This is a genomic window from Desulfovibrio sp. 6_1_46AFAA (assembly GCF_000224635.1).
In the GTDB taxonomy this organism is placed as follows: domain Bacteria; phylum Desulfobacterota; class Desulfovibrionia; order Desulfovibrionales; family Desulfovibrionaceae; genus Desulfovibrio; species Desulfovibrio fairfieldensis.
Genome location: NZ_JH114304.1, coordinates 79,309 through 105,900 on the forward strand (window position 1 = coordinate 79,309; position 26,592 = coordinate 105,900).

Below are 26,592 nucleotides of genomic sequence, written 5' to 3' on the forward strand. Positions count from 1 at the left end.
GCTTTTCCCCTTGTCTTCGGTGGGGCTGCGCGACGGCCCACCCGGCCGGGGCGAGAGTGATCCGCTTCAGGGAGCGCCCCTTTTCCCGTTCGGGGAAGGGGCGCTCCGCCGTCTTCCGTGGTACATTCCGTCAGGCGGGCGAGGGGAGGCGCGGTCGCGTCGTCCCTTCCTCCCCGTTCACTCTTCGCCCTGGCCGCCCGCCGCGCGGCAGGCCAGCCAGGGCAGTTCGTGACGACTGTTGATGTTCAGCCGTCGCAGGATATTGCGGATATGGGTTTTCAGCGTGCTGGGCGAAATGTTCAGGCTGGCGCAGATATCGGCGTCATGGCGCTTCCGGGCCAGCATGGCCGCGATGCAGGCCTGCTGGCGGGTCAGCCCGAGCTGGCGGAAAAGCCGTTCGCAGTCTTCCTGATTCAGGGCCTCCGGCGGAAGCGGGCCGTCCTCCTGTGCCTCCTGCGAGCCCTGCGCCGCTGTCTCGATCTGGATCACGGGCGAGAACGCGCCCGGCAGGGGCCGGGTGGGGCGGGTCGGGCGGCCGGGCGGCGCGGCCTCCCAGAATCCCATCTGCTCCAGCAGGAAGACGTAAGCGGAACTGGAAAGCAGAATGGTGACGGCCAGCAGGGCGAAAAGGTAGTTGACCGTGGTGCCGTGGGAAAGGCTGGCGCGGATGGCGGGCAGGGCGTATGTGCCCAGCAGCAGGCTGAGAAGCAGCGTGGCCCCGCCGAAGCCGATCAGCCGGATGCCGTTGCCCCGGCGGCGCGCGTTGAGCCAGGAGGCCGCGTAAAACAGCGTGGTGTAGCTGTAGACGCCCAGCAGGGTATAGGCGAAGTGCAGGCTGTCCAGGGAGAGGGCCGGGGATTCGCGGTGCAGCAGCGGCCAGGCCGTATAGCCCACCACCAGCAGCGGGCCCATGAGCAGGATGGTGCGCCAGAGGGAGGCCCGGCGCGCCAGGTGGATGCAGAGCGGGGAGATCAGGCAGCTCAGCACCACAATGAGCAGCAGGTGCGGCTTGGGACGGGGCAGCAGGGGCTCCATGACGGCCAGCAGGCTGTAGTACAGGCCGTGACTGAGGCCGGTCAGGGCGTAGACGGCGTAGATCGGCGCCAGGCCCGCCGGGCCCGTCAGGCCTGGCGGAGCGGGCATTGCGGCGGATTCCGGCGCGCCGCTCCGGTCGCCTTGGGCGGGGTTGTCCGCCGCTTCCGGCGGCGCGGGCGGAGCCGGGGGCGGCTCAAGCAGCAGTTTGGCCGCCAGGGCGAAGACCACGGGCAGAAGCAGCAGGCTCTCCGGCCGCAGGCTCAGCAGGCCGTGGATCAGGGCGCGGCTGGCGATGATGCCGCCGCTGACCACCACCAGAATGCCCGCGCGCGAGAGCGAAGCCACCCCCATGCCCAGCACCGTGAAGCCCACGGCAAAGCCGAAACCCGCCAGCGCGCTGATCATCGCGCCCGCCGGGGCATTGTCGAACAGGGCGAGATCCAGGCTCAGCAGCAGCGGGCTGATCAGGCCCGCGCAGCCCGCGATCCAGAGCCGGGCCAGCATGCCGTCGGCGCGCAGGCGTTCCCGCCACAGGCCGAACAGCAGCAGGAACAGCGCGGCGCAGGGCAGCACGGCGAACAGCCGCCCGAATTCGTCATTGAAAAGGAACGGCTCCGGGTCGCCGTAGCTGCGGAAGACCAGCCAGAGCCAGGCATTCAGGCAGCCCGCGCCCAGGATATAGCGAAGCTCTTTCAAGGCGTACCTCGGGCAGAGTTAAGTTCCACGTCCCGCCGTTCTTTGCGGGGAGCGGCCGCCGCAGGGGACGGGTCCGCGCGCCGCGGGCCTCAATGCGGTCCGTCCTTGCGGCCGTCGTACATGGAAAAGCCGTTTTTCCCCTTTTTCTTGGTCTGGTACAGGGCGGCGTCGGCGTTTTGATACAGGCTGTTGAAATCCGTGCCGTCCTGCGGAGCCAGGGCCACGCCGATGCTCGCGGACATGTCCCAGCGCGCCGTGCCGTCCGTGCAGACCGTGCGCAGCGCTTCAGACAGCGCCCCGGCCCTGGCTTCGGCCCATTTCCTGTCCGGGCCGGGAGCAAAGGCCATGAACTCGTCCCCGCCGATCCGGCCGAGCACAGCCTTGTCCGTGAAATGCCGTCTGATGATCGCCGTGAAGGTTCTGATGCAATGGTCGCCGAACACATGGCCGAAGCGGTCGTTGGCCTGCTTGAAATTGTCGATATCAAGGATGAAAAAGGCATATCCGGCATCCGGTTTTTCGGAAAGCATGCCGTCGATGATGCGCTCGCCGGCCTTCCTGGTGTAAAAGCCGGTCATTTCATCCGTCACTGCCCGCCATTCGTTTTTCTTTTCCCCGTCGATATTTTTCCTGTAGGTGAACATGTGGACGGAGGCATCTTCCGCCGAATAAAAAATATGCGCGTCGATCCGCATCCAGCTGCAGGGGGTCTCGTCCCGGCGCATCATGAACTCATAGCGAAGGTGATTGTTTCCGGCCTCATATTCCCGAAGAACATTGCGGGATGCAAAGATTGCCAGAAACTCCGCCTGATGTTCCTTGAGAATATATTTCTCCGCAAGAATACGCATTCCCTGGTCATAGGGAAGACCCCCGGCGCCGTGGCGCGCGAAATATTCCTCGGTCCGCCGTCCTTCCGGGCGGTTGCCGGTGATATTGAACTCGCAGATATTGTCATACTGCTGTTCCGTGGCCTTTTGGAACAAAGCCTGCCGTTCTTCCATCAATTGCGTGATCTGCCTGTTGAAATTGCGGATGACGGTGGTGATGATGAGCAGCACGCCAAGGATGACGGCAACGAGAACCGCGCAGGTCTGATAGAGCTGGGTCTGCATTTCCCTGATCAGCAGCCCGGTGTTTTGCGCCACTATCAGATACCACGACAATTCCGGGATATAGCGGGCGACGATGAAGCTTTTTTCTCCGCTCTGGGGCGCGGAGGGCGTCCAGAGCTCCAGGCTCGAAGCATCTTCCCGCCAGTTCAGGAGTTCCCGCCGGATGTCCTCCTGATGGTGGAGCTCGAACCAGTCTTTTTTTTCATACCCGCTGTGGCTGGTGGAGATTTCGACCTCGCCGCTCTCGCTGATGAGGCTTGCCGTTACATGGTATTTTTCTTCATAGCCCCTGAGCAGTTCTTTCAGGGAATCGATGCGGATGCCGACGCCCACTATGCCGAGCACCTTGTCATCCAGATTTTTGATCTTACAATTGACGAACACCGTGATTTCATTGTCCGCGCCGCACACCTCATCGTTGTCCACGTGCAAGGCATAGTCCTGGGGGCTGTCCATCAGGCGGAAGTACCATGCGTTTTCCGGATTGTCCCTGTCCAGAATGCGGTCGATGCCCTGAAAGGTGTAATAGCGCCGCGTGGCCGTTGAGACCAGGAAGACGGAAGCAAAACCGTATTTTTCCCGGTAGGTTTCCAGGTAGTCTCGCGTGGTTTCCGTGTAGGCCTTGTCCTTCAGATGCTCCATTTCCTCGGAGAGATGCCTGGCCAGCAGATTGTCGTGGGACATGGTCAGTGAAATGTTGACCGGCTTGGTGAACTTTGTGGTCAGCCGATAGTAGATGCCCTCGGCGGTCAGGGAGGAGACCTGTTCGATATTGTCCAGAGACGCCTGGTAATTGGCCCGATAGCTGAGTATGGCGGTCAGCGTGAATCCGATGACCAGAACCAGCGTGATGTTGAAATTGATCTTCAGCAGGTAGTCGTTTTTCAATATTTTTTTCCCTCCCGCCGCTTCCACCCGGCACTGTCGGCCGGAAAAGCGGTCCGCATCTCCATCCGGAATTCTGAACAGCAACTGACCCTGGACCGGACCCGGCAAAGCCGGTGGGCATGTCCGCGGCCCGGCGCGGAACATCCATGCCGCGTAGCGGCGGCAGCGGGCGAGTGGACCCCTTCTCGCGATAAATTGCACAAAGCCCGGAAAATACGCGGACCATGCTCTGCTGCGCGCAGGCGCGCAAGCAGTTCATCATGTCTTCCACATCCTGATAGCACGGCGCCCGGCTGCCGTGAATCACGCGGGCACGGCTCAAATCCTGAGGAAGACACTAGGAAATGGGAAGGCCCTTGCCGCGGCCTCACTTCCGCGGGTCCGGCGGCGCGGGACTGCCGACGCTTTCCGTTGCTTTTCCTCGGATGTTTTTCCGGCGCTGCGAGCAGCATGCCGCCCCCTGGCCTGGGCCGGAATTTTTCAGCTTGCGCGTTCGGCGCTGAACAGGGCGCGCAGGCGTCGTGATCATACAGTAGTTGGTTTTTGTTTGAAATTCAATGAGATATCCATGTCATCCTTTTAGGTATGAGGCTGTTTGCGGGCTACGCGCAAAAAGGATTTCCGTCTTTTTGCCGTAAATTACTTCCCTGAACGATTGTTGGCTTCCGGGCTTTGTGCTGAAAAGAACACGCTCGGAAAAACCGGCGCCGGAAGCGTCGGCGAGCCGTGCGGCGTCGGCCTCCGGGCCGGGGGCCGCGCGCCGGAGGACCGGAACACGTCCTTGCGACGCGCCGCCGCATGCGCTTGAGAATACGGCCCTGGGCGTTATCGCACGCCATAACCTGAACAAAGGCAGGAGGTTGCCATGAACAGGATGTTTTCCCTCGCAGCGGGCTTCGCGGCCGCGTTGTCCCTGATGGCGGGACCGGCCATTACGGCCCATGCCGCCGATTACAACGGTCCCAAAATCAAATTCCGGGTGGCCCATACCACGCCTCCGGGCAATCACATCACCCTGGCTTTTGAAAAGTTCAAGGAACTGGTGGAGCAGAAGAGCGGCGGCAAGATCAAAGTCCAGGTCTTCCCCAACGCCATTCTGGGCAGCGACCGCGTGCTGATGGAGGGCGCCCAGAAGGGCAGCCTGGAAATGGCCGTGAGTTCCACTCCCAATATGGCCAATTTCTCTCCTCTCTATCAGGTCTTTGACCTGCCGTACATCACCAGCCCCAAGAATCAGGAAAAGCTGTATAAAGCCATCGATTCGGGCAAGCTGGGCGAGTACTTCACAAAGGTCGCCAACAGCATCGGCCTGGAGCCGATCATGTACGCCGAATACGGCTACCGCAACTTCGTGACCATCAACCGCCCGGTGTCCAAGGTGGAAGACCTGGCCGGTCTGAAGATGCGCACCACGGATTCCGCCGTGGAAGTGGAAGTGGCCAAGATTCTGAAAATGAATCCCACGCCCGTGGCCTGGGGCGAAACCTACACGGCCCTGCAGCAGGGTACCGTGGACGGCGAGGGCAACACCTTCCCCCATATGTACGGCGCCAAGCACCACGAAGTGCTGAAGTACGCCGTGACCACGGCCCACAACTACGGCATGCAGGTCATGATGGCCAACAAGGCCTGGTGGGACAAGCTGCCCCCCGAAGCCCAGAAGGTCATCCGCGAGGCCGCTGCCGAAGCCCTGGCCTATCAGCGTGCCACGCTCTACCCCAAGAACGAGGCTGAGGCCCGCGAAGGCTTCATCAAGGCCGGCATCAAGATCGTGGATCTGACCGACGAACAGCTTGACGCCTTCCGCAAGGCCACCCGTCCGGTCTGGGACAAGTTCCAGGACAAGTTCCCGCCCGAACTGGTGGAAATGGTGCTCGAAACCCAGAAGTAAACATCCGTGCCGCCGGGTCCGGGAGCGCGGCCGCGCTTTCGGACCCGGCCCGGCGGTCCTCTGATGATGTTGCCTGATTTCCTGATCCGTCCGCACGGCGCGGCGGAGCGGGCCTGCTCACACCGACCGGCTCTTCCGGCGATCCGGCGCGTTCTTCCCGGCTGTTTGCCGTACGGAGTATCCCATGTCCTCATCCGCCCGTAAATTTCTGCGTCTGCTTGACGCCAATCTGGAAAAACCCTTTCTGGTCGTGGGCATGCTCCTGATGATCGGGATCATCACCTACCAGACCGTCTACCGCTATTCCATCACCGAGCTGCTGGCCCTGCTGGACGGCCCCCGTTTCAGCGCCTGGCTGGGAAGTTTCCTGCCGGTGGGCAGGATACGCGAAACCGTTTCCCACTATGTGGGCCTGTCGGTCTGGTCCGAGGAACTGTCCCGCTACATCTTCATCTGGATCTCCTATCTGGCCATTCCCCTGGCCATCCGCCAGCGCAGCAACATCCGGGTGGACATCATCTACGACCGGCTGCCGCCCCGCGTTCAGGGCCTGAGCTGGATCGTGGTGGATCTCTGTCTGCTGATCCTGAGCGCGTTCGTCTTTACGGAGGGCGTGGAACACATCAGCATGCAGCTCGCCATGCCCCAGGTGACGGCGGCCCTGCGCATTCCCTATGCCGTTCCCTATCTGATCCTGCCTCTGGGCTTCGGCCTGATGACCCTGCGCGCCCTGGAGGACCTGGTCCGCCAACTGCGGGCCTCTTCCTGGCGGGACGCGCTGGCGGGCGCGGCCTTCACGGCCCTGCTTTTCGCGCCGGTGCTGCTGTTTGACGATCTGAACGCCATTGCGCTGCTCTTCGGCTATTTCGTGGTTCTGCTGCTGATCGGCGTGCCCATCGCCTTCTCCCTGGGCATCGCGGCCCTGATGACCGTGGTGGGCGCGGGCACCCTGCCCGTGAGCTACATCGCCAGCGTGGCCTTCACCTCCATCGACAACTTCCCCATCATGGCGATCCCCTTCTTCATCGCCGCCGGGGTGTTCATGGGTGCGGGCGGCCTTTCCCGCCGCCTGCTGTCCCTGGCCGATGAACTGGTGGGCGGCCTTGCCGGCGGCATGGCCCTCGCCAGCATCGCCACCTGCATGTTCTTCGCGGCCATCAGCGGTTCCGGCCCGGCCACGGTGGCGGCCATCGGCACCCTGACCATCCCGGCCATGGTCCAGCGCGGTTACGACAAGCTCTTTGCCGCCGCCGTGGTGGCCGCCGCCGGGGCCATCGGCGTGATGATCCCGCCCAGCAATCCCTTCGTGGTTTACGGCGTGGCCGGTCAGGCCTCGGTGGGCAAGCTCTTTCTGGCGGGCATCACTCCGGGCATTCTCACCGGCCTGGCCCTGATGGCCACGGCGTATGTCATTGCCCGTAAAAATGGCTGGCGCGGCGAGGCCCGCCCCCGCAGCCTGAAGACCGTCGGCCGCGCCGTGTGGGAAGCCAAATGGGCCTTGCTGGTGCCGGTCATCGTGCTGGGCGGCATCTACGGCGGCCTGATGACCCCCACCGAAGCGGCGGCCATTGCCGCCATGTACGGCCTGCTGGTGGGCCTCTTCGTCTACAGGGAGCTGTCCCTGGCCTCGCTCTGGAAGTGCTGCGTGGAGTCGGCCCAGACCTCGGCGGTCATTATCATGCTGATGGCCATGGCGACCATTTTCGGCAATGTGATGACCCTGGAGCAGGTGCCCGAACGCATCGCGGCGGCCATCCTGGACCTGACCAGCAACAAGATCGCCATTTTGCTGCTGATCAACGTGCTGTTGCTCTGGGTGGGCACCTTCATGGAGGCCCTGGCGGCCATCGTGATTCTCACGCCCATCCTGCTGCCCCTGGTGACCAAGGTGGGCGTGGATCCCATCCATTTCGGCGTGATCATGGTGGTCAACCTGGCCATCGGTTTCGTGACGCCGCCGGTGGGCGTGAACCTCTTCGTGGCCTGCGGCATCACCAAGCAGAAGATCGAGCTGGTTTCGCGGGCGGCCGTGCCCTTTATTCTGACCATGTTGGTCATCCTGCTGCTGGTGACGTATTGGCCGAGCCTGTCGCTCTTCCTCCTGTAAGGGGTAACACTATGCCTTTTTGCCCGCCTGCTGCGTTAGATTTCACCTGCTTTTTCGGTCGAGTACCAGAAGAGTACACTCCCTCAAAGCAGATTTATCTTCCTTGCAGGCGAACAAAAATTCTATTCTATAGTGTTAACAGACCCTGGAGCGTACTACGCTTGATTCCCACTTAATGGCGGGCATCCTCATTGCCTGAAGGAGAATCCGATATGTCCGGACAGCCCGATATGCTGCATCATGCCCGCATCCTGCGCGCCGTGGCCGATCTGGCCGCTGAGGCGGAAGGAGACGGCCAGGCGCCTCTCTGTATCGCGGTCTGCGACGCGGTGGGGGATCTGCTGCACTACACGCGCATGGCCGGGGCCAAACGGCGCGGCACGCCCATCGCGTTGGCTAAGGCCTATACCGCCGCCGTGCTGGAGACGCCCACCAGTGCCCTGCACGCCCGTCTGGAGCGCGAGCATCTGAGCCTGGCGGATTTTTGCGACGGCCCCCAACACCGGCTGACCAGTCTGGCGGGCGGCGTGCCTTTGTGCCTGGAGGGCCGGACTGTGGGCGGCGTGGGCGTCAGCGGCCGCAAGCCTGCGGAGGACGAGGTGCTGGCCGGGCGGCTGGCAGCCGCGCTGCTGGGAGAGGGCAATCCAACAGCAAGAGACTGAAATCCCCCTGCACGAAAGGCGGGAAGATGCTGATCCGGGCGATGTCCCGCTTTCCATCCGCGCCGGATTCCTGGCGGCGCGCATAAAAAAGGAGCCTGGAGGCCGCACGCCTCCAGGCTCCTTTACAGAGCGTTGATGTTGTCAACGCGACCAAAAATCAGAAGCAGGTCACGGCTTTGCCGTGCCGTGGCCGACTGATTTTTGTGCCTTTCCGCCCGGCGAGTTTTTTCTGAAAACGAGCCGATGGCGGCGCGCATATCGCGCAAGCGGGATTCGTCATCAGTCTGAAAGAAGCCTGGAGGTCGCACGCCTCCAGGCTTCTTTTGCCGTATGCGGGCTTACAGCGCCACGGCCTGGCCGTCGCCGCGCGGGTCCGACGCTCCCTGCAGCAGGCCGTCCTCGTCGCAGAGAATGGCCCCGGCGTGGCCCATGATTTCCGTATAGTCCTCGACCATGAGCACGGGCTGGCCGCGACGGCGCAGTTCCTCGGCCACGCTTTCGGGAACGCGGCCTTCCAGCTTGAGGTCGTTGTCGGGCGCGCCCCAGCTCCGGCCCAGAAGCCAGCGCGGGGCATTGACCGCGTCCTGCGGGGCCAGGCCGAAATCCACAATGCGGGTGGTCAGGGCCGCCAGAGTCTGGGGCTGGCCCTCGCCGCCCATGCTGCCGTAGACCAGCCGGGGCCTGCCGTCCTTGAGCAGCATGGCCGGGGTCAGGGTGTGCATGGTGCGCTTGCCCGGTTCCAGGCAGTTGACGTGCGCCGGGTCCAGCGAGAAGGCGCAGCCCCGGTTCTGCAACAGAATGCCGGTGCCCGTGGCCACCATGCCCGAGCCGAATTCGTGATAAATGCTCTGGAGCATGGAAACCGCGTTGCCGGCCGCGTCCACCGCGCCCAGCCAGACCGTATCCCCGCCCGGAGCCAGGGGCGGCAGGGGGCCGGAGCTTTGTTCCAGACGGATGCGCTTGGCCTGCTCCCGGCCGTATTCCGGCGAGAGCAGCCGGTCCAGGGGAATATCCCCAAAGGCCGGGTCCGAAAGCCAGCGGTCCCGGTCCTGAAAGGCCAGGCGCACGGCTTCCACCATGGCCTGATAGTAGTCGGCGCTGCCTTCGCCCAGCGCGGCCAGATCCAGATTGTTGCAGATGTTCAGAATCTCCAGCGCGGCCATGCCCTGACTGTTGGGCGGCGCGCTGCAGGCCGTCAGGTCGCGGTAGGGCACGCGCAGGGGTTCGGCCCAGTCGGCCTGGTGATCGTCCATGTCTCCCACGGTCAGCAGGCCGCTGTGCAGCATCATGCTGTCCGCAATAGCGCGGGCAATCGAGCCGTGGTAGAATTCGTCCGCGCCGTGTTGGGCCAGACGGGCCAGGCTGTCGGCCAGATCGGGCTGGCGCAGGGTCTCGCCTAGGGTGTAGGGACGGCCGTTTTCCTTGCAGAAAACGTCCAGAAAGGCCGGGAACTGATGCAGGCCGCGCCCCGCGCCCTGCCCGCTGGTGTCCACCGCCAGCCAGTGGGCCAGGGAATGACCCACGGGAAAGCCGTCTTCCGCGTAGCCGCGCGCCGGGTCCAGCAGCTCCGCCCAGGACAGGGGCGAACCCATGCTTGTCTTGCTCAGTTTGAAGGCCTCATCCCAGCCGGACACCGCGCCGGGCACGGTGCAGGCCGCCATATAGCCGCGCGCGGGCACGGCTTTGAATCCCCTGGCCGCGTAAAATTCCGGACTGGCCGAGGCGGCCGCCCGGCCGCTGGCGTTCAGGGCTTTGAGTTCGCCGCGCGCGGCGTCGTAAATCAGCCAGAAACTGTCGCCGCCCAGCCCGCACATGTGCGGGTAGACCACGGACAGCACGGCTGAAGCGGCAATGGCCGCGTCCACCGCCGTGCCGCCCCGGCGCAGGGCGTCCAGCCCAGCCTGGGAAGCCAGATAGTGGGGCGTGCTGACCATGCCTTTGCGCCCCAGAGGATTGATGCCGGAGGGAATTGTGGCGGAGTAGCGGACGGTGGTGTTCATGCGCACCTCAGGCGGTCTTGCGCCGCGTTTTACGCCTTCTGGTGGGCCGGAGGCCCTCGAAGGACGATTTTTCAACCATTGCGGCCGGTTGTGAAGATATCCCGTTTCTATAGCTCATCCGTCCGGCTCAGTAAAGGCGTTGACCCGCATCTCCGGGCCGGTGCGTTGCGCGGGCGCCCGCTGTCCGTTACGACGGCATTCCGGTTCAGGACTGAGCCCCGCCGTCCGGGGCCGGGGACCGCCGCAGCCACTGTGGACCGAGCATGACCACGGCCACGGAAAGGCAGACCAGAGCCACGCCGCACCAGACCGTCAGGGTGGAGGCTTCCTCAAAGACCAGGATGCCCACCAGCACGGCGGTGAGCGGTTCCGTGGCGCCCAGCACCGAGGCCAGGGTGGAGCCGATGCGCTGCACGGCCAGAACCAGGGCCAGATTGGAAATGACGGCCGTCACCAGGGCCTGGAGACAGATTTGTTCCACCTGCCAGCGGCTTTCCAGCCATTGCAGGTTGTCCGTGACCAGGGCGTTGCCCAGCGAGGTCAGGGTGCTGAAGAGCAACAGCCAGAAGGTGATGATCAGGCCGTCTTTGCAGCGCAGGCGCGCGGCAAAGATGCCGGTGATGTAGAGCGCGTTGCACAGGGCCGAGAGCAGGGCCAGAAGCAGCCCCGTATCCGTGATGCCCCTGTTGTCCGGGGAGGCGTTGCCCAGCAGAAAGACTCCACCCAGGGCCAGGAGCACGCCCAGCGCGGTGGATGGGGAAAAGCGCTCGCCGAAGAAGAACACCATGAAAAGCATGACTATGACCGGATAGAGAAAATGGATGGTGGCCGCAACGCCGCTGGGCAGATAGGCGAAACTCCAGAAAAAGGTCAGGGCCGCCAGCATGTACATGAGGCTCACCCCGGCCAGCTTGGCGATGTCGCTGCGGCAGGGCGGGAGAAGACGGCGGCGGGGCAGGAGGATGAGAGCCATGATGACGGTGGCCGTCAGAAAACGGTAGAACAGCACGGATTGCGGGCTGAGGCCGCTGCGCATCAGCGGGATGCTGAAAAAGGGCGTCAGGCCGAAGGTGGCCGCAGCCAGCAGGCTGTAGAAAAAACCCATGTAGTCTCCCGTCGTTTTGCCGTCGGGGGCTTGGCAAGCATGTTTTCGGAGGTGGGGGAAGAAAGGGGGCTCCTCGTCGGTGCGGCAGCGGAGCGCCGCCGACGTGCGGACGCATATGAGCTGTTGTCCCGTGGCTCTTGTCGCACGGGGCGGCATTCCAGCGGGGCAGGGCCTCTGGCGTCAGGGATGTGAACGCAGCCAGCCCCTTGGGCAATAGCCCGGAAAATTTTCGGCTGTCAATGAGCGTTATGAGCAGTGCCGGAGACTGATTCCCCCAAAAGCAAAGCCCGCCGGGGTTTTGCGAACCTCGACGGGCTTTGGCGGAATGTGCATTGGTGGCCCACCACCTATTGAATATTTATAATATCATATTGAAATAAATAATGATAAATATTTAACAAAAATTAGTTACCCCCAAAGTTACCCCTGATTATATTCCGGTGCCCACTGTGCGGGGTCACTCCCTCCTGATCCTTTTGAAAGTAACCCCATGGACGTGGCTAAGATCGACCAAACGCAAGAGTCTGAGGGCCGAAAGCCCCCGGCAGATAAGAGAATCGGGGGTGACAGAAGGCAAACGCAAGGGCATCCTTTCAAACATTTTCAAACATCAAATGCGAAAGCCCCCGCCGCGTGGGCAGGGGCCTTGTGGTGCTGGTGACCAGCTTACTTCTGTGGGCGAAGGAGCTCGGTTACATCTCCTGTCATTGGCTTTAGGCAATCGACTGCCTCACAAAGCGTCGCCCAATCTCGGGTAGCCGGTGCGCACCCAAGCGCTGTGCACCAGCGCGCCGAGCACTTTCGCCATATCGTCGGCATCAATATCGTCGGCACTGGATCTGCTCAGGATAGCGGTGAGGGCGTAAAACGGGTCCAGAGCTTTTGCCATAGTTTCCCTGTCGATGTCGCAGGGGAGCGATTTTTTATCATCCTCCATGCGTCGGCGGATCTCTCCGCCAATCAGTCCGGCGATGTTGAATGTTGTGGCATCACCGGGAATAAAGTTTTTCGAAGCGTCAGATTCTAAAAGCTCTGTTTTTTCCTTTTGAAACTCGCTTTCAGCAAAATCCATAATGGCTTGAAGATGGAGATATTCTTTCGTTCCGCTCATTGCTCGCACTCCTCTGTAGCTTCGGGATGATGACCTTCCAAGAACTTCATGAGTGCGTAAGCACCATAGCCGCCTACCTTTTGGACCTCCAGTTCCTTGCGCGCGCCATGCACCAGCAGACCGAGGAGGCTGCCGATATTCCGATACGATTGCGCGTCTCCCGTGCCGAAGGAGCCTTCATCTTCATCGTGGACAGTGGCCAGCAGCCCGGCCAGCAAGCCAAAGGGGTTGATGATCTTTTCATCTATGCTTGTCGCCATGTCGGCGCGGGCTTCATCTTCGGCTTTGGCAATGGCTCTGTTTCGCTCTATTTCGGCGGGAGTGGGGTTGGTGGACTCGATAGCGTCGATGGCGATGGAGACTCGTGCGTCCTCGCTGTACGGGGTGCGCTCAGAAGCTGTCTTTCCGGTGTCCATTATGCGCACACCTCCGGCGTAGCGGTTTGAAGCAGGGGGAGCAGAGTTTTAGCCTGTGCGATAAGGTGCGTCAGAGCAGAGGCGACCTGTCGCATGTCGTCAGTGGAGCGCATGGGCAAAGCCTGCTGATCGTCTGTGACAACCTTTCCGTGCGGGCCGATTTCCAGAGAAGAGAGAAACGCGATGGCGTCGGGCAGCCGTTCTTCCGGCAAAAGACGATATTGCGGGATAGAAAATCGTCGTTTTAAGGAAATCCATACCCGCATCCGTGCCCGCCAGACATGATGCGAGGGAACGTCCGCGATTTTTGCGTCCACCAAGCTGGTGAGCCGACGCCGGGAAGCGGGGGAGAGGTAGCGGGGCGGCGGAAGGAAGGGCGCGAGGGCGGCGACGGGTTGGGGAGCGCGAAGGGCCTCCATTGCCTTGCGTTCGCATGCGATAAAGTAGCGCCGCGCCATGCGACCGATTTCGTTGTTTTCGATCATCGCCAACTCTTTGCCCATGTTCAGGGAAAGCGTGTATTCAATGGGTTGCTGTAACCCCTTGAAATCTCCGCTCGTCTTTTTTGGCGAGCATGAAATTATTGAACTTTTTTCAAAGTCCTCTCCCTCGACAAATCCATATTTGTCAATCCGCGCCTTAATCCAATGTGAAAACTCCCTTTTGACTTGCAGAGACGTATGCAAACGTCGGGCGTCAACGGTGAGTTGTCGAACGCTGCCAATGGAATCCGGTCTGATTGGAATAAGATCGTGATTAAGCATGATGCACCTCGACAATTTTAGGGGTTGGAAACAAAAAAGGCAGAACAACGCTCCCCGGCTTATCGAAGGCCGCCGGGGCCTCTCGGACACCCGGACGTTGTTCCGCCAATATGTAACCAACACCCGTTGAGGTGCTTTGGTGGCAGAAACAAGAAAGACCGCTCTTTTCACGCTGTGGGGCAACGCAAAGGCGACGGCTACGCCTTCGATAATTAGGGAAGTCCAGCATGCCTTCAGCCGTCGAGGCTGTCAAGGGGGCCGTCCGGGCGCTGAGGGTCGTGAGTTTTACGACCCTCCTCATGTGTTGTGCGCAATGATGTCTCATAGTGCCCTCCCTACCAGCCGGCCGCGGCAAACAGCGTAACGGGAAAGTCGATCCCGGCAGCTACGCCGTAATCATCTTCCTCCGCCTCGGGCATATAGCGGCGTATAACCTGGACCACAGTACAGGCGTCGCCGTCGTTGGTGTAATCGGTGACGCAGCTCTCAATCTCGTCCAGGCTGCGGGCCGGGCCGTTGAAGTCGCCGTCATCGGTCAGATTGTAATAGCCGGGGGCAAGCCCTTCGATCTGCTCGCGGCGAGTATCCAGCAAATGCCGGAGGCGGAGGTTTTCCGATTCAAGCTGTCGGATGCGCTCGTGAGCCTTCAGCAGGGAAGGGGGAATTGACGATTCCGCAGGGGTGTGGGAACTTGCCGTAGCCATTATTCGCGCCTCGCTAGTGTGGTTGATGGTTTGCCCGGTTGGTGTTCCAGCACCGCCGGGCGCTTTTATTTTTCTCCCTTGATAATCCCGCCGTCTTGAGCTTCTCTCACGCCTTCCTACTGGTCCGCGTCCTCCGTATAGGGCTTCGCGTCGTTCGGGGCTCTGGAATCCTGCTCCTGGCGGGTTGCCGCCGGGGTTGAGCTTGGCACTCTGCCTGTGGCGCTGTGACGAGCCTTGTTCCCCGTTGGCAAAATCAGAATATGATTTAAATCATAAAAAATCAAGTTTGGATTGATAAGAATCATTATGCGGGGTATAAAAAATCACGCCGGAATTCGCGGCGTGATGGCGATCTGGCCAGCGGGCACAAAAAAGCCCCTCAGTGAGGGGCCGGAGGAAAGGAAAACTTTATGAAGAAATTAGAAAAAGCTGTATCAATGCGGGTTGAGGAAGTTCAGGAGTTGGCAGAATTTCTTGAACAAAACGGCATGACACCGTTTGGGGCGTTGCGCACTGCTGTTGAATGTGTGTATGGAATGGTTGAAAGATATCATAGGCACAACTATGCAGGCCTCATGGACCGTGAAGAGCAAAATGATCAGACTTGGCAGGAGGCAGAAAAACAAATCAATCATTCTTGAATGTTCTGAATAGAATGCAAAGGAACGGTGTCCATCCTATTGCCGTGATCTCCAAGTTTCTCAACCAACAAAACGTAGCAGGAAAGATTTTTGCCACTAATAAGATCACTGATTATTTCCTTGGGGATCACTTTTCTTTTTCCCCACTTGCTATCTGTAATCCATATGCTTTTCTCTTCATTGATATATTTTTGAAGAATTTTTTCATTATCTATAGAAGAGAAATGATTTTTCTGGTTCATAGCGCTTCTCCATTTAATGTTACACCACTAGGACCAGTGGTTCTGTTACTTCTCCCTCACGTCCGCCCACGCCCAGATGACGCGGCCCACAATGGCTTTGTCCCAGTCATCGCAGAAATCATTCTTCAGGCTGTAGATCACCGGCGGATATTTTGCTGCGTTGTCGCTGTAATAGGTGATGCTGAAATCATCATCTTTTTCCTGGACGCTTACGCGTTTAACCATACCGGAGCTATCCGGCTCCATCACCAGCATCATATGGCCCGGCCTGCTTACATCCCTGTCGTCACGGTCAACTAGTACGATATCGCCGGGGTTCAGAGTGGGTTGCATAGAGTAGGATGTGCGGCCGATTTCAACGGCGATCAGGTTGCGGCGGTACCGGATGGCTTCTAGGCGTTTGTATACCAGGAACCAGCTCTTGATATCATCCTCAGGCAAATAGCCTGGCCCAGCTCCCACCTCACCCACCAAGGGCGCAGCAATGTAATCTTCCGCCACGGGCGGCGATGCGTATTCGCCAGCAGGGACAACCTTGGTGTTGACGAAGCAGATGTCTCTATCAACTTCAGTGGGCCCATCCTCAGATTTCGTCAGTCGGATTTCACCCCCAAGCCACTCCACAAGCCGTACAAGGGCGTCGCCGCCAACGGTTTCCTGCGCACCGCTTATAAAGCGCGAAAGCGATGCCTGCTGAATGCCGGCGGCGCGCGCAATCTGCGATTGCGCTATGCCGGTTGCTTTAAGTTTCGTCCGCAATATTTCAAAAAAATCTTTCATGATTTTTTCCCTTTACCCAAAAATATGACGTTTGTCATTATGATTGTTTGCATAGATGTTGTCAAATAATGTTTTTTATCATAAACTGCAATCCATGGACATTGAGAATTTCCGTTCAGATTTTTTAGCGAAGCAGGCTGAAACAGGCATGGGGCAGAGCCGGATCAGTGCCGTGTATGGAGTGCAGCAGGCGGCGCTTTCCCGATTTGCCTCAAAAAAAATGGGGCTGAGCTTTAAAAGCATCATAAAGCTCTGGCCTTTTGTGTACGGTTGTGAATTTTCGCCGGCATCCACGATGCGCGAAGACGGAGGAGGCGGTGATGAATAGCCTGTTTGAACCCTGCATCTGGGCCGCCGCTTTGCTGTTCTTCCTGAGCACTCTGGCCGCAGCCTGGTGGCTGGGAGAGCGGTGGCGGGAATGGAGAAGGAAGCAATATCAGAGAAGGCGCGACAAAAGACATCAGGGCAAAGCGGGCAGGGGTTGAACCCTCGCGCCCTCGCCATGGAGGAGCAAATGCAAACAGACAATACGACAGCGATCCCGGCTACAGGCTTTTTACGGCTGAACCAGGTTTTGCGGCTTATCCCGGTCGGAAAAACGGCTTGGTACAGCGGCGTCAAAGATGGGCGCTATCCTGCTCCGGTCAAGTTGGGCCCGCGTACCGCCGCCTATCGCGCTCAGGACATCCGTGCCCTGATTGAACGCTTGGGGCAGAGCGGGTGAGGCGACCGGAACTTAGTCGGTTTACAAGGAAAAGATATTTCAAAGGAGCACGACGCAATGAACATGGAGCATGTTGAAAGTATCGTCGCCGAATACGCCCGCAACAAGGCCGAGGCAGACCGTCTCACGGCGCGCAACGCGGAGTTGGCCGAAGAGATGCAGACATTGGCGAAATTCAGGCCCGGATCGGACACCGGCAAGCTGGAAGCAGCGGGCTACCGGGTAAGCGTGACCCGCCGCATCAATGAAAAGTGGGATCAGCACAAGCTGGCGGCGGCGCGGGAAAAACTCACGGACAATGTTTTTTTTACGCTTTTCCGCCAGAAGTACGAGCCTGACCGCCGGTCCCTCAACGTCTTCATGCACGGCAATTCCGACGGTTCGCTCAAGGCCCTGCTTATTAACGCCTGCACCACCAGCGCGGGAAAGCCCGCCGTCAAACTTGAGGCGGTGGCGCCATGAGCGGGCTCAAGATCATCAGCGCGGATCAGCGCATGGCCGAACAGGGCGGCATCAAGGGCGTGATCTTCGGCCTGGCCAAAATCGGCAAGACGTCCCTGCTCTGGACCCTGGACCCGGCAAGCACTCTTTTTGTGGACCTGGAGGCGGGCGGTCTCTCCGTGCAGGGCTGGGGCGGGGACTCCATCGCGGTGCGCGACTGGGACAGCGCGCGCAACATCGCGTGCTTCCTGGGCGGCCCCAACCCTGCCCGACGCCCGGATCAGACCTACAGTCAGGCGCATTATGACTATGTGCTCAAGGAGTATGGCGACCCGGCGGCGATGGGCAAGTACCAGACTATTTTTGTGGACTCCATCACCGTGGCTTCGCGCCTGGCCCTGCAGTGGGCCAAGGGGCAGCCCGAGGCTTTCAGCGAGCGCACCGGAAAGCCGGACATGCGTGGGGCCTATGGCCTGCTGGGGCAGGAGATGATCGGCTGGGTGACGCAGTTGCAGCACATCGGCAGCCGCAACGTGTGGTTTGTGGGCCTGCTGGACGAGAAGCGCGACGACTTCAACCGCTCCTATTACGAGCCGCAGATCGAAGGCAGCAAGACCGGCTTGGAATTGCCCGGCATTGTGGACGAGGTTGTCACCATGACGGAACTGAAGCCGGAAGGCGAGAACGCCCAGCCGTACCGGGCTTTCATCTGTTCCCGGCCCAATCCCTGGGGCTATCCGGCCGGGGATCGCAGCGGCAAACTTGATCAGGTGGAAGCGCCGCACCTGGGGCGGCTCATGGACAAGATACGCGACGGGCGGCGGCCCGCTGCGGCGGACTATACCTATCACATCCAATAATGAGGAGAAGAGCCATGCATGATTTTAATACCGCGGACCGCCAGCAGAACGGTTTCGACCTCATCCCGTCGGGCACAGTGTTGCCCCTGGTCATGACCATCCGCCCCGGCGGCGCGGGCGAAGGCGGCTGGCTGCGCGACTCGCAGTCTTCCGACGCGCAGATGCTGGACTGCGAATTTACGGTGGAGTCCGGCCCCTACGCCAAGCGCAAGATATGGCAGATGTTCACCCTGACCGGCGGCAAGCTGAATGAAAAGGGCGAGTCCATTGGCGGCAATATCAGCCGCGCCGCATTGCGGGCCATCCTGGAAAGCGCGCGCAATATCGAGCCCGACGACATGAGTGACGCGGCGCGCACCGCACGCTGCATCAACGGTTGGCAGGATTTCTGCGGGATTACGTTCTGGGCCCGGCTGGGCGTGGAAAAGGACAAGACCGGCCAGTACTCCGACAAAAACAAGATCGCCTGCGTGCTGACGCCGGACATGAAGGACTACGGCAAAATGAGCGAGGCTCCGGCCGGGCATCCGGGCGGCTCCTCCAGCGCCGCGCCCGCGCCTGCCCCGGCCTGGGGCGCTTCGGCCCCGGTGGCTTCTCCCGCTCCGGCTCCGGCACAAGCTCCTGTCCAACCTTCGGAAGCGGCGGCGCCGGGCCAGATACCGCCCGCGCAGGCCGCGCCCGTGCCCGCTTGGGCGCGGTAAAATCTTCTCCTCATACACCCTCGCAAGCCCCTTGCCCGCCGGGGTCTGAATACGGCGGGCGCGATTTTTGAGGAGAAGAGCGTCATGTGGAAGCATCAGATTTTAGCCGAGTTGCAGTTTTTATATGCAGGTGCTCTGCAAGCACAAAGGCTCCCGATTTGGCAAGAACGGTTGCCGCAAATGATCTCTCAGCTTGAGGAATCCATAGGCGTTTTTGCCGGTGATATCTTGTCGATAGAAAAAGCGAGTCAACAGTTTATCGACAAAGAGATGGCAAGGGAATTTTTTCATCTGCCGTTTTCAAATACATTGTTTATGTACCAAGAAGAAACAAAGCATGCTGTACATATTGGAGAATTAGAAGGCTACGATACGCTGTTTTCTTGGGGATTCCTTTTTGACAAAGATAGCAATTGCTGGTTGCCAGACGCCTATTTCTCTTTGTTTCATTTAAAAAGTGAAACGCTGCATCATTATGGAGCGCTTTATCCAGAAACGGAACTTGAAACGCGCCTTGACCTCGTTTCGTCCAGGGCATTGTCTCAAAGACATCTAAGTGCTGTCGCTTTTATACTGAACGTCCTCAACTGCAAGAATGTCCAACTTTCACCTGTCGAGCCGCCGGAACGGCTCAACCGCGTACGTGCCAAAAAAGGGAAGAATCCACTCTATCGATACCATATTCTGACGGTTGATCTTAATAAGGCGCAAAAGGTGGTTGACTCAACGTCACAGAGGCAGTTCGGCATTATGCCTGTCCATCTCTGCCGTGGGCATTTCAAAGAGTATACCGAAGACAAACCACTGTTCGGCCGTGTTACAGGGCGTTTTTGGTGGCAGCCCTATGCAAGAGGCAAGGCGGAAAATGGCGTAGTGATGAAAGATTACGATGTGAGAAAGGCATGATAGATCGTACATATCAGACTCTGTTTGTAGACAATATGTATAACGCTCTCTTAGAAAAAGGGAACACTGCTGGCGTGTGTCCAACCGGCGGTGGTAAAACCTACATAATGGCCAGATTGGTGCAAAAGGTGGGCGGTAAAATAGCAGTGCTCCAGTCCAGTATCGAGCTTGTAAAACAGAATATGCGTAAATTCCGGGACGTGATTCCTGGTCTCCACATGAGCTTATACACCGCCGAGGCCAAAAGCTGGCGCGGCGACGTTACTTTCGCCATGGCCCAGACTCTGGCCCGCAATCTCTCCTCCATCCCCAAGCTGGACATGCTGCTCGTGGATGAGTGCCACCACATAGTGGCCCCTGGTTATCTCAAAATTGTGGAAGCCGTGAAGGATAAAAACCCGGACTGCATGATAGCGGGCGTCACGGCCACGCCCGCACGCGGCGACGGCAAGGGGCTGCGCGCGGTGTTCGACAACTGCTGCGCCCAAATCAGCCTGCACAGCCTGATCAGCATGGGCTTTCTGGTCCGGCCGCGTACTTTCGTCTGTACCCTGGGCGGCACGGACGAAAAGCTGGCGTCCCTGCGCAAGACCCGTTCCGGCGAGTACGACATGCACGAGGCCGCCGAGGTGCTGGACCTGGCCGTGCATAACGAGGCTGTGGTGCGCGAATGGCGCAAGCTGGCAGGAGACCGCAAAACCATCGTTTTTTGCTCCACTGTGGAGCATGCCCGCCATGTGCTGGAAGCCTTTCTGGCCCAAGGCGTGCGCGCCGCTCTGGTCACGGGGGAGATGCCCGCCGGGGAGCGCAAGGCCCTGTTGGAGCGCTTCGACAAAGTGGACGCGGCCAACGGCGTGCAGGTGCTGGTCAACGTGGCCGTGCTGACCGAAGGCTACGACAGCCAGCCGGTGAGCTGCGTGGTGCTGCTGCGGCCCTGCTCCCAGAAGTCCACCATGCTGCAGATGATCGGACGGGGCCTGCGCGTTGTGGACCCGGCGCTGTATCCCGGCGTGGTCAAGAAAGACTGCATCGTGCTGGATTTCGGGCGTTCCCTGGTCACGCACGGCGATCTGGAAAGCAAGGTGCGCCTGGACGACAAGCCGAAAACCTGTCCCGAATGCGGAGCGGAGATTCCTCGCGGAGTCATGGAATGCCCCATCTGCGGCCATGCCTTCAAAGCGCCGGCACGGGGCGCGGGCGGCGATCCCGACGGCGAGGACGGGCCCGAAGCCGTGAGCAACGTGGCCATGGAGGAAGTTGATCTGCTCAATGCCTCGCCGTTCCGCTGGTGTGATCTTTTCGGTTCCGGCAAGGTCATGCTGGCCAGCGGTTTTGAAGCCTGGAGCGCCGTGTGCTCGGCCGACGGCGAAAACTGGCTGGCCCTGGGCAAACTCAAGGGGGAAGGGACGTTGCGGCGTCTGGCCGTAGGCGAACGTATCCCGGCTCTGGCCGCGGCGGACGACTTTTTGCGCATGAACGAAAGCGACGATGCGGCCAAGAAGAATCGCCGCTGGCTCAACGACGCCTGCACGGAAAAACAATGGGGGCATTTGCAACGCCTGGGATACGGGCAGGGCTCCATGCTGGCCTTCACCAAGTACAGCGCGGCCTGCACGCTCAATTTTTTCTGGAACAGGGGACTTATCGAACGGGAGGTGCTCCATGTCTGAGCCGTTGGATCTGAAACTGCTGGGCCGCCTGCTGACCGAAGCGGGCCTTGTGGACAAGAACTTTGCCGCCATGAGCGCGGACGAGGTGCGCGGCGTGGCGGGTTGCATGGATCAGGCGACGAAAAAACGTTGCATCCACTGCGACCAGTGGGAAAAGGCGCCTGAGTCCCCGTGGTGGATCGGCAAATGCCGCATCGGCGGGCATGGCATCGACAGGGACAGCTTTTGCACGCTTGTCACTGACGAGCCGCCGTTCTAAGCGCTCATGGTGCTGCGGAGACGGCTGTCCGGCCGGGAGCGCAAGGCGCTCTATCAGGACTATCTGAAAACGGACCACTGGCGGCAGCGGCGGGAGATGGCCCTGGAGCGGGCCGGGGGGCGCTGCCGGGAATGCGGAAAAGGCGGGCCGCTGGAAGTGCACCATCTGACTTACGCGCGGCTGTTCCAGGAGCGGGACGAGGATTTGCTGGTGTTATGCCGTGACTGTCACGGCAGGCGGCATGGCTACAGAGGAGAAGAAGACATGCAGGATTTTAATATGCGCAATACCGGCGGCCGCGTGGCGCATCTGGTGGATACGGCTATGCTGCGCGCGCAGGAGGCGGCTGACACTGAACGGCTGGCCGCGCGCACGCCGCGCATCGGGGCGTCCCGGCTGGGCGAATCCTGCCTGCGCAAGCTGCAATATGAATTTTTCAAAGCGCCCAAGGATAAGCCGTTTACGGGCAAGGCTCTGCGCATTTTTCACCGGGGGCACGAGGGTGAAAACTGGATGGCCCAATGGCTGCGTCAGGCCGGTTTTGAGCTGTACACGCACAATGCCGACGGCCAGCAAATATGCTTCCGTGCTCTGGACGGCAAGATTCTGGGTTACGCCGACGGCGTAGTGCGCTCCGGTCCGGAAGAGTGCGGTCCGTATCCGCGCCTCTGGGAGAACAAAGTTCTCGGCGCCAAGGGCTGGAACAAGATCGGGCGCGACGGGCTCAAAAAGGCCTATCCCGTTTATTACGGGCAGGTACAGCTCTATATGGCCTATTTTGAACTGACCGACGCGCCCGCGCTGTTCACGGCGCTCAATGCCGACAGCATGGAAATCTGCGCTCTGGACGTGCCTTTTGACGCGGCGACGGCGCAGGAGCTTTCCGACAAGGCCGTTAATCTGGTGCGGGCCTGCGAGGCCGGGCAGTTGCTGCCGCGTTGTGCCACTGACGAGACCTGGTTTGAATGCAAGTTTTGCGACTGGCGGCAACGCTGCTGGTCCAGCCAAGAAATTTGAAGTCAAAGCGAGCGAACATGAATGCTGTCTTCGACTTCAACACGGCCACGCGGCAGGATGCCCGGCCCGTTCGCAACCGGGTCCGCGGCGTTGTGAATCCCGCTGAAGCGTTCCGTGAGTTCCTGCTGTCCAAGGGATTGCACCCCGGCGGCAGCGTCGCCCCGACTGGAGACCGGGTGCAACGATGTCCGGCGGACGGCGACAAGCCCGGCCGCACGTCCGGCTGGTATGTGTTTTATGTGGACGATCTGCCCGCCGGAGAGGCGGGCGACTGGAGAACCGGCGAAAGCTGGACGTGGTGCGCAAAAGAAAAAGACTCGCTCAGCTTTGAGGAGTCGAAAATCGCACAGGCGCATCTGGAGCGCGCCCGCAGGATGCGGGAGCAAGAGCGCGCGCGGCTTGCCGCTGAGGCCGCCGCGCGGGCTGAAAAGGAGTGGACGCGCGCCGTTAGATGCGGCGCCCATCCCTATCTGAGCCAAAAGGACGTGAGTGCCTACGGTCTCAAAATGGCGGCCGGGAAACTGCTGGTGCCGGTCATGGACTCGGCGGGGGCACTGCGCTCCCTGCAATTCATCGACGCCGACGGGAACAAAAAATTTCTCTTCGGCGGCGCCATCGCCGGATGCTTTCACCGCATTCCCGGTACAGACGACGTTGTGGCCGTGGCCGAGGGCTACGCCACGGCGGCGAGCATTCACAGAGCCACGGGCTGGACCGTGCTGACGGCTTTCAACGCGGGCAATCTGCTGCCTGTGGCGCGGGCCTGGCGCGACGTCCATCCCGGCTGCCGCCTGGTCATCTGCGGCGACGACGACCGCTGGACGTCCACGGGCAACGTGGGGCGCGCCAAGGCCGAGGCCTGCGCCAAAGAGGTTGGAGGCGTTGCGCTCTTTCCGTCCTTTGCGGCGGATGAGGGCAGGCCCACGGACTGGAATGATTTGCACCAGCGTGAAGGGCTGGAGGAGGTGAAGCGGCAACTGCTGGCCGGTGCGGAGCAGCGGCGGCGGGACATCCGGTCATGGGGCCTTGATCGCTTTGCCGGAAAAGCCCCGGAGCGACGCTGGCTTGTGGAGAACATCATGCCCTGCGGCGCGGTGTTTGTGCTGGCCGCCATGGGCGACGCCGGCAAGGGTCTGCTGACCCTGGACCTGGGACTCAAAGTCGCGGGCAAGGTTGCTCTACGCGAGAACGGCGGGGATGATGCGCAGGATTTCAATCCGGATCTGGCGGCCTTCGGCAACCGGATTTTGCGGCAGGGGCCGGTGGCGGTTATTTCCGCCGAAGACAGTGCCGACGAAGTGCATCGCCGTCTTCAGAGCATCGGCGTGGGCCGGGCGCGGGAGATGTATGTGCTGCCGCTGCCCAACGCCGGGGGGCCGCTGCCGGTCATCGTGCCCGGCAAGCACGGCCCGGAGCTGTCCGCCGACTGGCTGGAACTGCGCGCCCAGCTTGTGGAACTGCGGCCCGCGCTCATCGTCATTGACCCGCTGGCCAGTTTCGTCATGGCGGACATCAACGCCGATCCCGCCGTGGGAGCCTTCACCATGGGGCACATGGCGCAACTGGCGCAGGAAACCGACGCGGCCGTGGTGCTGGTGCACCATCTGGCCAAGAGCAAGGCCAACGTGGCCACGCCGGAAGAGGCCCGCGCCCTGATCCGGGGCACCTCGGCCATCGTGGACAACGCCAGGGCGGCCTATGTGCTCTGGAACGTGGAGGAAAAGGCGGGCAGGACTGCCTGCGCCGCGCTGGGCGTGGACTGGGCGCGCAACCGTGTCATGAAGGGCTGCCTGGTCAAAAGCAACGGGCCGGGCGACCGGGAGATCAAGACCTGGATACGCAACGAAGCGGGCCTGCTGGAGGTGCGCAACGAGCAGTTGCGCAGCGCCGCCAGGGAGCGCACGCCGGCGCTTCTGGACAGCCTTGCGGCGGCCTGCGCCGAAGCCGCGCAACGGGGACAGCCCTTTACCAAAACCGGGGCCAACGGCCTGTTCACGCGGCGGCAGGAATTGCCCGCCGAATTGCGGTCCCTGGCGCGGCACCCCCTGGAAACCTATGCCCAGCGGCTTCTGGAAGCAAAACGCCTGGTGCTCTGCATCGCCAAGGGCAGCACCAGCAAGAAATGGCTGGACGTGCCGGACGGCGACTTTGCCCTGGGCATGGGGCAGTTCGCCACCGGCGCGACGGAGGATAAGGAAAATGATTCGTAACACCGTTTCCGGCGTTTCCAAGAAAGTATTTCCATGCAGACTTAGCAAAAACAATGGGTTATGTATGATTTCCAGCCATTTCCGGAAAAGCGTTTCCGGAAGTTTTGAGAGATTTCCGGATTTCCATGCTACCTGTGGAAACGTCTGGAAATTGGAAATGTCTTTTATAACATATTGAAATTAAAAGAAAAATTTGCACCCCCGACGACGGGGAGATATATATAGCTCGTAGAGCTATATATCTCCCCTCCCCGAGGAGGGGGTGCAGGGGTGCGGGAACAAAGGAGCGGCGCGATGTGTGATTACGAATACCCCGAAACCGTGGCGGCGGACAATCCCGGCATACACGGTCGGCGGTGGTGGGAGCCGGAACAGCGGGCCGAGGAAAACGGCCTGCCGGAAAAGGGGAAGGCGGAATCCGTGGAGGAGGTGCGGCATGACGGAGAATAACAGCGCGCGGCCCGTGGTGGTGAGCTATACGCCCAAGATTCTGCGGAACATGGCCGAGATTTGCGAGGAGATGGGGGTAAGCAGTCATGTCGTCCGGAAATGGGTAAGCATGGGAGCGCCTATCGCCATTGAGGGCATGGGGGCCAAAAGACGCTATAGCGCTGAAACGGTACACCTTCAGTTATGGCGGGAAAAGCTGTCAAGCTAAAATTGCTTATCACCAGCCTTCGTCAGCTTATCACCAGCTTTAAATTCAGCCTGTCACCTCAAAACCCATGTTACGCTTTTGCCAAAAGCAGGAGCGTAGCCCATGCCCATCTTCACCGACAAGATCCACAGCGTCCTTCGCCGTCCCGGCTTCGAGGGGCCGCAGCAGTTGCGGGGTTATATTCCCTGCGATCTGACCACAGGCGGCACAGCCAACTATTACGGCGGCCCGAACCCGGAGCGGTACATTCCCATGGGCATCAGCGGCGTGACCATCGGCACGGGCGTGAACCTGGGCCAGACGGACGCCGAGACGCTCAACGGCATGGGCGTGAGTCCCGGCATTGTTAATCAACTCCGCCCCTATCTGAGCCGGAGCAAGGCCGCCGCCGTGGACGCGCTGCACCGTCTGCCGCTGACGATCAGCCAGGCCGTGGCCGACGAGCTGGATGCGGCCATGCTCAACCATCACATCACAAAAATTGCCGACTATTATGACCGGGCCGTCGGTCTGCCGGGCCGGTTCGCAACTCTGCCCTGGCAGGCCCAGGCCGTCATCGTCAGCATCCAGTATCAGCGCGGGGTCAACAGCCCGCGCAAATATCCCAACACCTGGAAGGCTTTCGTCAATCAGGACTGGCAGGACGCCACCGCTCGTCTCAAGAACGGCAGGCTATGGAGCGGCTATCAGAAACGCCGCCGTCAGGAAGGCGAACTGCTTGAGGAGATCGCGTAATGGGCGTGCTTTCCACCTTGGCCGGGGGACTGGCCGGTCTGTTCGTCAAGAAGGTCACCACCATGGAACCGGACGGCGCGCGGGTCACGCGGCGCAAGGCGCGAAAATCCACGAAAGCCATGGCTTATGTGTTTGGTTTCATGGTTGTCTGGCACTTCATCCTCTGGCCCGTGCTCAATTATTTTTTCCCCGAGGTGGGTTTTCCGCCCATCGACGCGGGGCTGCTGAGCGGCCTGTTGAGTCTGGGCTTCTGA

29 protein-coding genes are annotated in these 26,592 nt (G+C 60.6%); 18 read left to right on the forward strand and 11 right to left on the reverse strand.

Annotated elements, in window-relative coordinates; all coding sequences use genetic code 11:
* Window positions 1-177 precede the first annotated feature (177 nt).
* On the reverse strand, window positions 178-1,731 hold the full coding sequence (locus HMPREF1022_RS13035) for a helix-turn-helix transcriptional regulator (RefSeq protein WP_009303454.1): 1,554 nt from the start codon (window positions 1,729-1,731) through the stop codon (window positions 178-180).
* An 89-nt stretch (window positions 1,732-1,820) separates the two neighbouring features.
* On the reverse strand, window positions 1,821-3,734 hold the full coding sequence (locus tag HMPREF1022_RS13040) for a sensor domain-containing diguanylate cyclase (protein WP_009303455.1): 1,914 nt from the start codon (window positions 3,732-3,734) through the stop codon (window positions 1,821-1,823).
* An 865-nt stretch (window positions 3,735-4,599) separates the two neighbouring features.
* Here HMPREF1022_RS13040 and HMPREF1022_RS13045 point away from each other — a divergent pair.
* The 3 genes from HMPREF1022_RS13045 (at window position 4,600) to HMPREF1022_RS13055 (ending at window position 8,394) form a co-directional block, all read left to right on the forward strand.
* The gene (locus tag HMPREF1022_RS13045; protein ID WP_009303456.1) at window positions 4,600-5,625 is read left to right on the forward strand and encodes a TRAP transporter substrate-binding protein; all 1,026 of its coding nucleotides are present in this window, start codon (window positions 4,600-4,602) and stop codon (window positions 5,623-5,625) included.
* A 184-nt stretch (window positions 5,626-5,809) separates the two neighbouring features.
* On the forward strand, window positions 5,810-7,732 hold the full coding sequence (locus HMPREF1022_RS13050; protein ID WP_009303457.1) for a TRAP transporter large permease: 1,923 nt from the start codon (window positions 5,810-5,812) through the stop codon (window positions 7,730-7,732).
* A 212-nt stretch (window positions 7,733-7,944) separates the two neighbouring features.
* On the forward strand, window positions 7,945-8,394 hold the full coding sequence (locus tag HMPREF1022_RS13055) for a GlcG/HbpS family heme-binding protein (RefSeq protein ID WP_009303458.1): 450 nt from the start codon (window positions 7,945-7,947) through the stop codon (window positions 8,392-8,394).
* Between the two features lie 122 nt (window positions 8,395-8,516).
* Here HMPREF1022_RS13055 and HMPREF1022_RS18950 read toward each other — a convergent pair whose 3' ends face one another.
* The 7 genes from HMPREF1022_RS18950 to HMPREF1022_RS13085 form a co-directional block, all read right to left on the reverse strand.
* Window positions 8,517-8,660 (reverse strand): hypothetical protein, encoded by a 144-nt coding sequence (locus tag HMPREF1022_RS18950; RefSeq protein ID WP_156802990.1) that lies wholly within the window; start codon window positions 8,658-8,660, stop codon window positions 8,517-8,519.
* 72 nt (window positions 8,661-8,732) lie between these two features.
* Window positions 8,733-10,394, reverse strand: coding sequence for a gamma-glutamyltransferase (gene ggt / locus HMPREF1022_RS13060; RefSeq protein ID WP_008686269.1), 1,662 nt, complete (start codon window positions 10,392-10,394; stop codon window positions 8,733-8,735).
* 205 nt (window positions 10,395-10,599) lie between these two features.
* Complete coding sequence (locus HMPREF1022_RS13065) at window positions 10,600-11,499, reverse strand: DMT family transporter (RefSeq protein WP_009303459.1); 900 nt, start codon at window positions 11,497-11,499, stop codon at window positions 10,600-10,602.
* A 730-nt stretch (window positions 11,500-12,229) separates the two neighbouring features.
* Window positions 12,230-12,610 carry a hypothetical protein gene (locus HMPREF1022_RS13070; RefSeq protein ID WP_009303460.1) on the reverse strand — a complete coding sequence of 127 codons (381 nt, stop codon included), beginning with the start codon at window positions 12,608-12,610 and terminating at the stop codon, window positions 12,230-12,232.
* The gene (locus tag HMPREF1022_RS13075) at window positions 12,607-13,026 is read right to left on the reverse strand and encodes a hypothetical protein (RefSeq protein WP_009303461.1); all 420 of its coding nucleotides are present in this window, start codon (window positions 13,024-13,026) and stop codon (window positions 12,607-12,609) included. Before HMPREF1022_RS13075 ends, HMPREF1022_RS13070 begins: the two co-directional genes overlap by 4 nt.
* Window positions 13,026-13,790, reverse strand: coding sequence for an antA/AntB antirepressor family protein (locus tag HMPREF1022_RS16680; protein WP_009303462.1), 765 nt, complete (start codon window positions 13,788-13,790; stop codon window positions 13,026-13,028). Before HMPREF1022_RS16680 ends, HMPREF1022_RS13075 begins: the two co-directional genes overlap by 1 nt.
* A 335-nt stretch (window positions 13,791-14,125) precedes the next feature.
* A complete protein-coding gene (locus tag HMPREF1022_RS13085) occupies window positions 14,126-14,494 on the reverse strand; it encodes a hypothetical protein (protein ID WP_009303463.1) in 369 nt (122 codons plus the stop codon).
* 410 nt (window positions 14,495-14,904) lie between these two features.
* Here HMPREF1022_RS13085 and HMPREF1022_RS18255 point away from each other — a divergent pair, with 410 nt between their 5' ends.
* A complete protein-coding gene (locus tag HMPREF1022_RS18255) occupies window positions 14,905-15,135 on the forward strand; it encodes a hypothetical protein (RefSeq protein WP_035061803.1) in 231 nt (76 codons plus the stop codon).
* Here HMPREF1022_RS18255 and HMPREF1022_RS13095 read toward each other — a convergent pair.
* On the reverse strand, window positions 15,126-15,377 hold the full coding sequence (locus HMPREF1022_RS13095; protein WP_009303465.1) for a hypothetical protein: 252 nt from the start codon (window positions 15,375-15,377) through the stop codon (window positions 15,126-15,128). The genes HMPREF1022_RS18255 and HMPREF1022_RS13095 overlap by 10 nt on opposite strands.
* A 45-nt stretch (window positions 15,378-15,422) precedes the next feature.
* A complete protein-coding gene (locus HMPREF1022_RS13100; RefSeq protein ID WP_009303466.1) occupies window positions 15,423-16,157 on the reverse strand; it encodes a LexA family transcriptional regulator in 735 nt (244 codons plus the stop codon).
* A gap of 55 nt (window positions 16,158-16,212) precedes the next feature.
* Between HMPREF1022_RS13100 and HMPREF1022_RS18260 the strand changes: the two genes are divergently transcribed.
* From HMPREF1022_RS18260 to HMPREF1022_RS13175, 14 genes are all read left to right on the forward strand, one after another.
* Window positions 16,213-16,485: a hypothetical protein gene (locus HMPREF1022_RS18260; RefSeq protein ID WP_232221610.1), complete on the forward strand. Its 273-nt coding sequence runs from the start codon at window positions 16,213-16,215 to the stop codon at window positions 16,483-16,485.
* Between the two features lie 90 nt (window positions 16,486-16,575).
* Window positions 16,576-16,881 carry a helix-turn-helix transcriptional regulator gene (locus HMPREF1022_RS13105; RefSeq protein WP_332248528.1) on the forward strand — a complete coding sequence of 102 codons (306 nt, stop codon included), beginning with the start codon at window positions 16,576-16,578 and terminating at the stop codon, window positions 16,879-16,881.
* A gap of 57 nt (window positions 16,882-16,938) precedes the next feature.
* The gene (locus HMPREF1022_RS13110; protein WP_009303469.1) at window positions 16,939-17,343 is read left to right on the forward strand and encodes a hypothetical protein; all 405 of its coding nucleotides are present in this window, start codon (window positions 16,939-16,941) and stop codon (window positions 17,341-17,343) included.
* Window positions 17,340-18,182: an ATP-binding protein gene (locus HMPREF1022_RS13115; protein ID WP_009303470.1), complete on the forward strand. Its 843-nt coding sequence runs from the start codon at window positions 17,340-17,342 to the stop codon at window positions 18,180-18,182. Before HMPREF1022_RS13110 ends, HMPREF1022_RS13115 begins: the two co-directional genes overlap by 4 nt.
* Window positions 18,183-18,196: 14 nt before the next feature.
* Entirely contained in the window at window positions 18,197-18,883 is a 687-nt protein-coding gene (locus tag HMPREF1022_RS13120) for a hypothetical protein (RefSeq protein WP_009303471.1), read from the forward strand.
* A gap of 84 nt (window positions 18,884-18,967) precedes the next feature.
* Window positions 18,968-19,789, forward strand: coding sequence for a hypothetical protein (locus HMPREF1022_RS13125; protein ID WP_009303472.1), 822 nt, complete (start codon window positions 18,968-18,970; stop codon window positions 19,787-19,789).
* The gene (locus tag HMPREF1022_RS13130) at window positions 19,786-21,459 is read left to right on the forward strand and encodes a DEAD/DEAH box helicase (protein ID WP_009303473.1); all 1,674 of its coding nucleotides are present in this window, start codon (window positions 19,786-19,788) and stop codon (window positions 21,457-21,459) included. Before HMPREF1022_RS13125 ends, HMPREF1022_RS13130 begins: the two co-directional genes overlap by 4 nt.
* Window positions 21,452-21,718 (forward strand): hypothetical protein, encoded by a 267-nt coding sequence (locus HMPREF1022_RS13135; RefSeq protein ID WP_009303474.1) that lies wholly within the window; start codon window positions 21,452-21,454, stop codon window positions 21,716-21,718. The genes HMPREF1022_RS13130 and HMPREF1022_RS13135 overlap by 8 nt, the downstream gene beginning before the upstream one ends.
* A gap of 6 nt (window positions 21,719-21,724) precedes the next feature.
* Window positions 21,725-22,735 carry an HNH endonuclease gene (locus HMPREF1022_RS13145; RefSeq protein ID WP_009303475.1) on the forward strand — a complete coding sequence of 337 codons (1,011 nt, stop codon included), beginning with the start codon at window positions 21,725-21,727 and terminating at the stop codon, window positions 22,733-22,735.
* Window positions 22,736-22,752: 17 nt separating this feature from the next.
* Window positions 22,753-24,945, forward strand: coding sequence for an AAA family ATPase (locus HMPREF1022_RS16685; RefSeq protein ID WP_009303476.1), 2,193 nt, complete (start codon window positions 22,753-22,755; stop codon window positions 24,943-24,945).
* A gap of 294 nt (window positions 24,946-25,239) precedes the next feature.
* Window positions 25,240-25,395, forward strand: a complete 156-nt coding sequence (locus HMPREF1022_RS18650; RefSeq protein ID WP_009303477.1) for a hypothetical protein — start codon at window positions 25,240-25,242, stop codon at window positions 25,393-25,395.
* Window positions 25,382-25,603, forward strand: a complete 222-nt coding sequence (locus tag HMPREF1022_RS13165) for a MerR family transcriptional regulator (protein WP_009303478.1) — start codon at window positions 25,382-25,384, stop codon at window positions 25,601-25,603. Before HMPREF1022_RS18650 ends, HMPREF1022_RS13165 begins: the two co-directional genes overlap by 14 nt.
* 102 nt (window positions 25,604-25,705) lie before the next feature.
* A complete protein-coding gene (locus HMPREF1022_RS16690) occupies window positions 25,706-26,338 on the forward strand; it encodes a pesticin C-terminus-like muramidase (RefSeq protein WP_009303479.1) in 633 nt (210 codons plus the stop codon).
* The gene (locus tag HMPREF1022_RS13175; protein ID WP_009303480.1) at window positions 26,338-26,592 is read left to right on the forward strand and encodes a hypothetical protein; all 255 of its coding nucleotides are present in this window, start codon (window positions 26,338-26,340) and stop codon (window positions 26,590-26,592) included. The genes HMPREF1022_RS16690 and HMPREF1022_RS13175 overlap by 1 nt, the downstream gene beginning before the upstream one ends.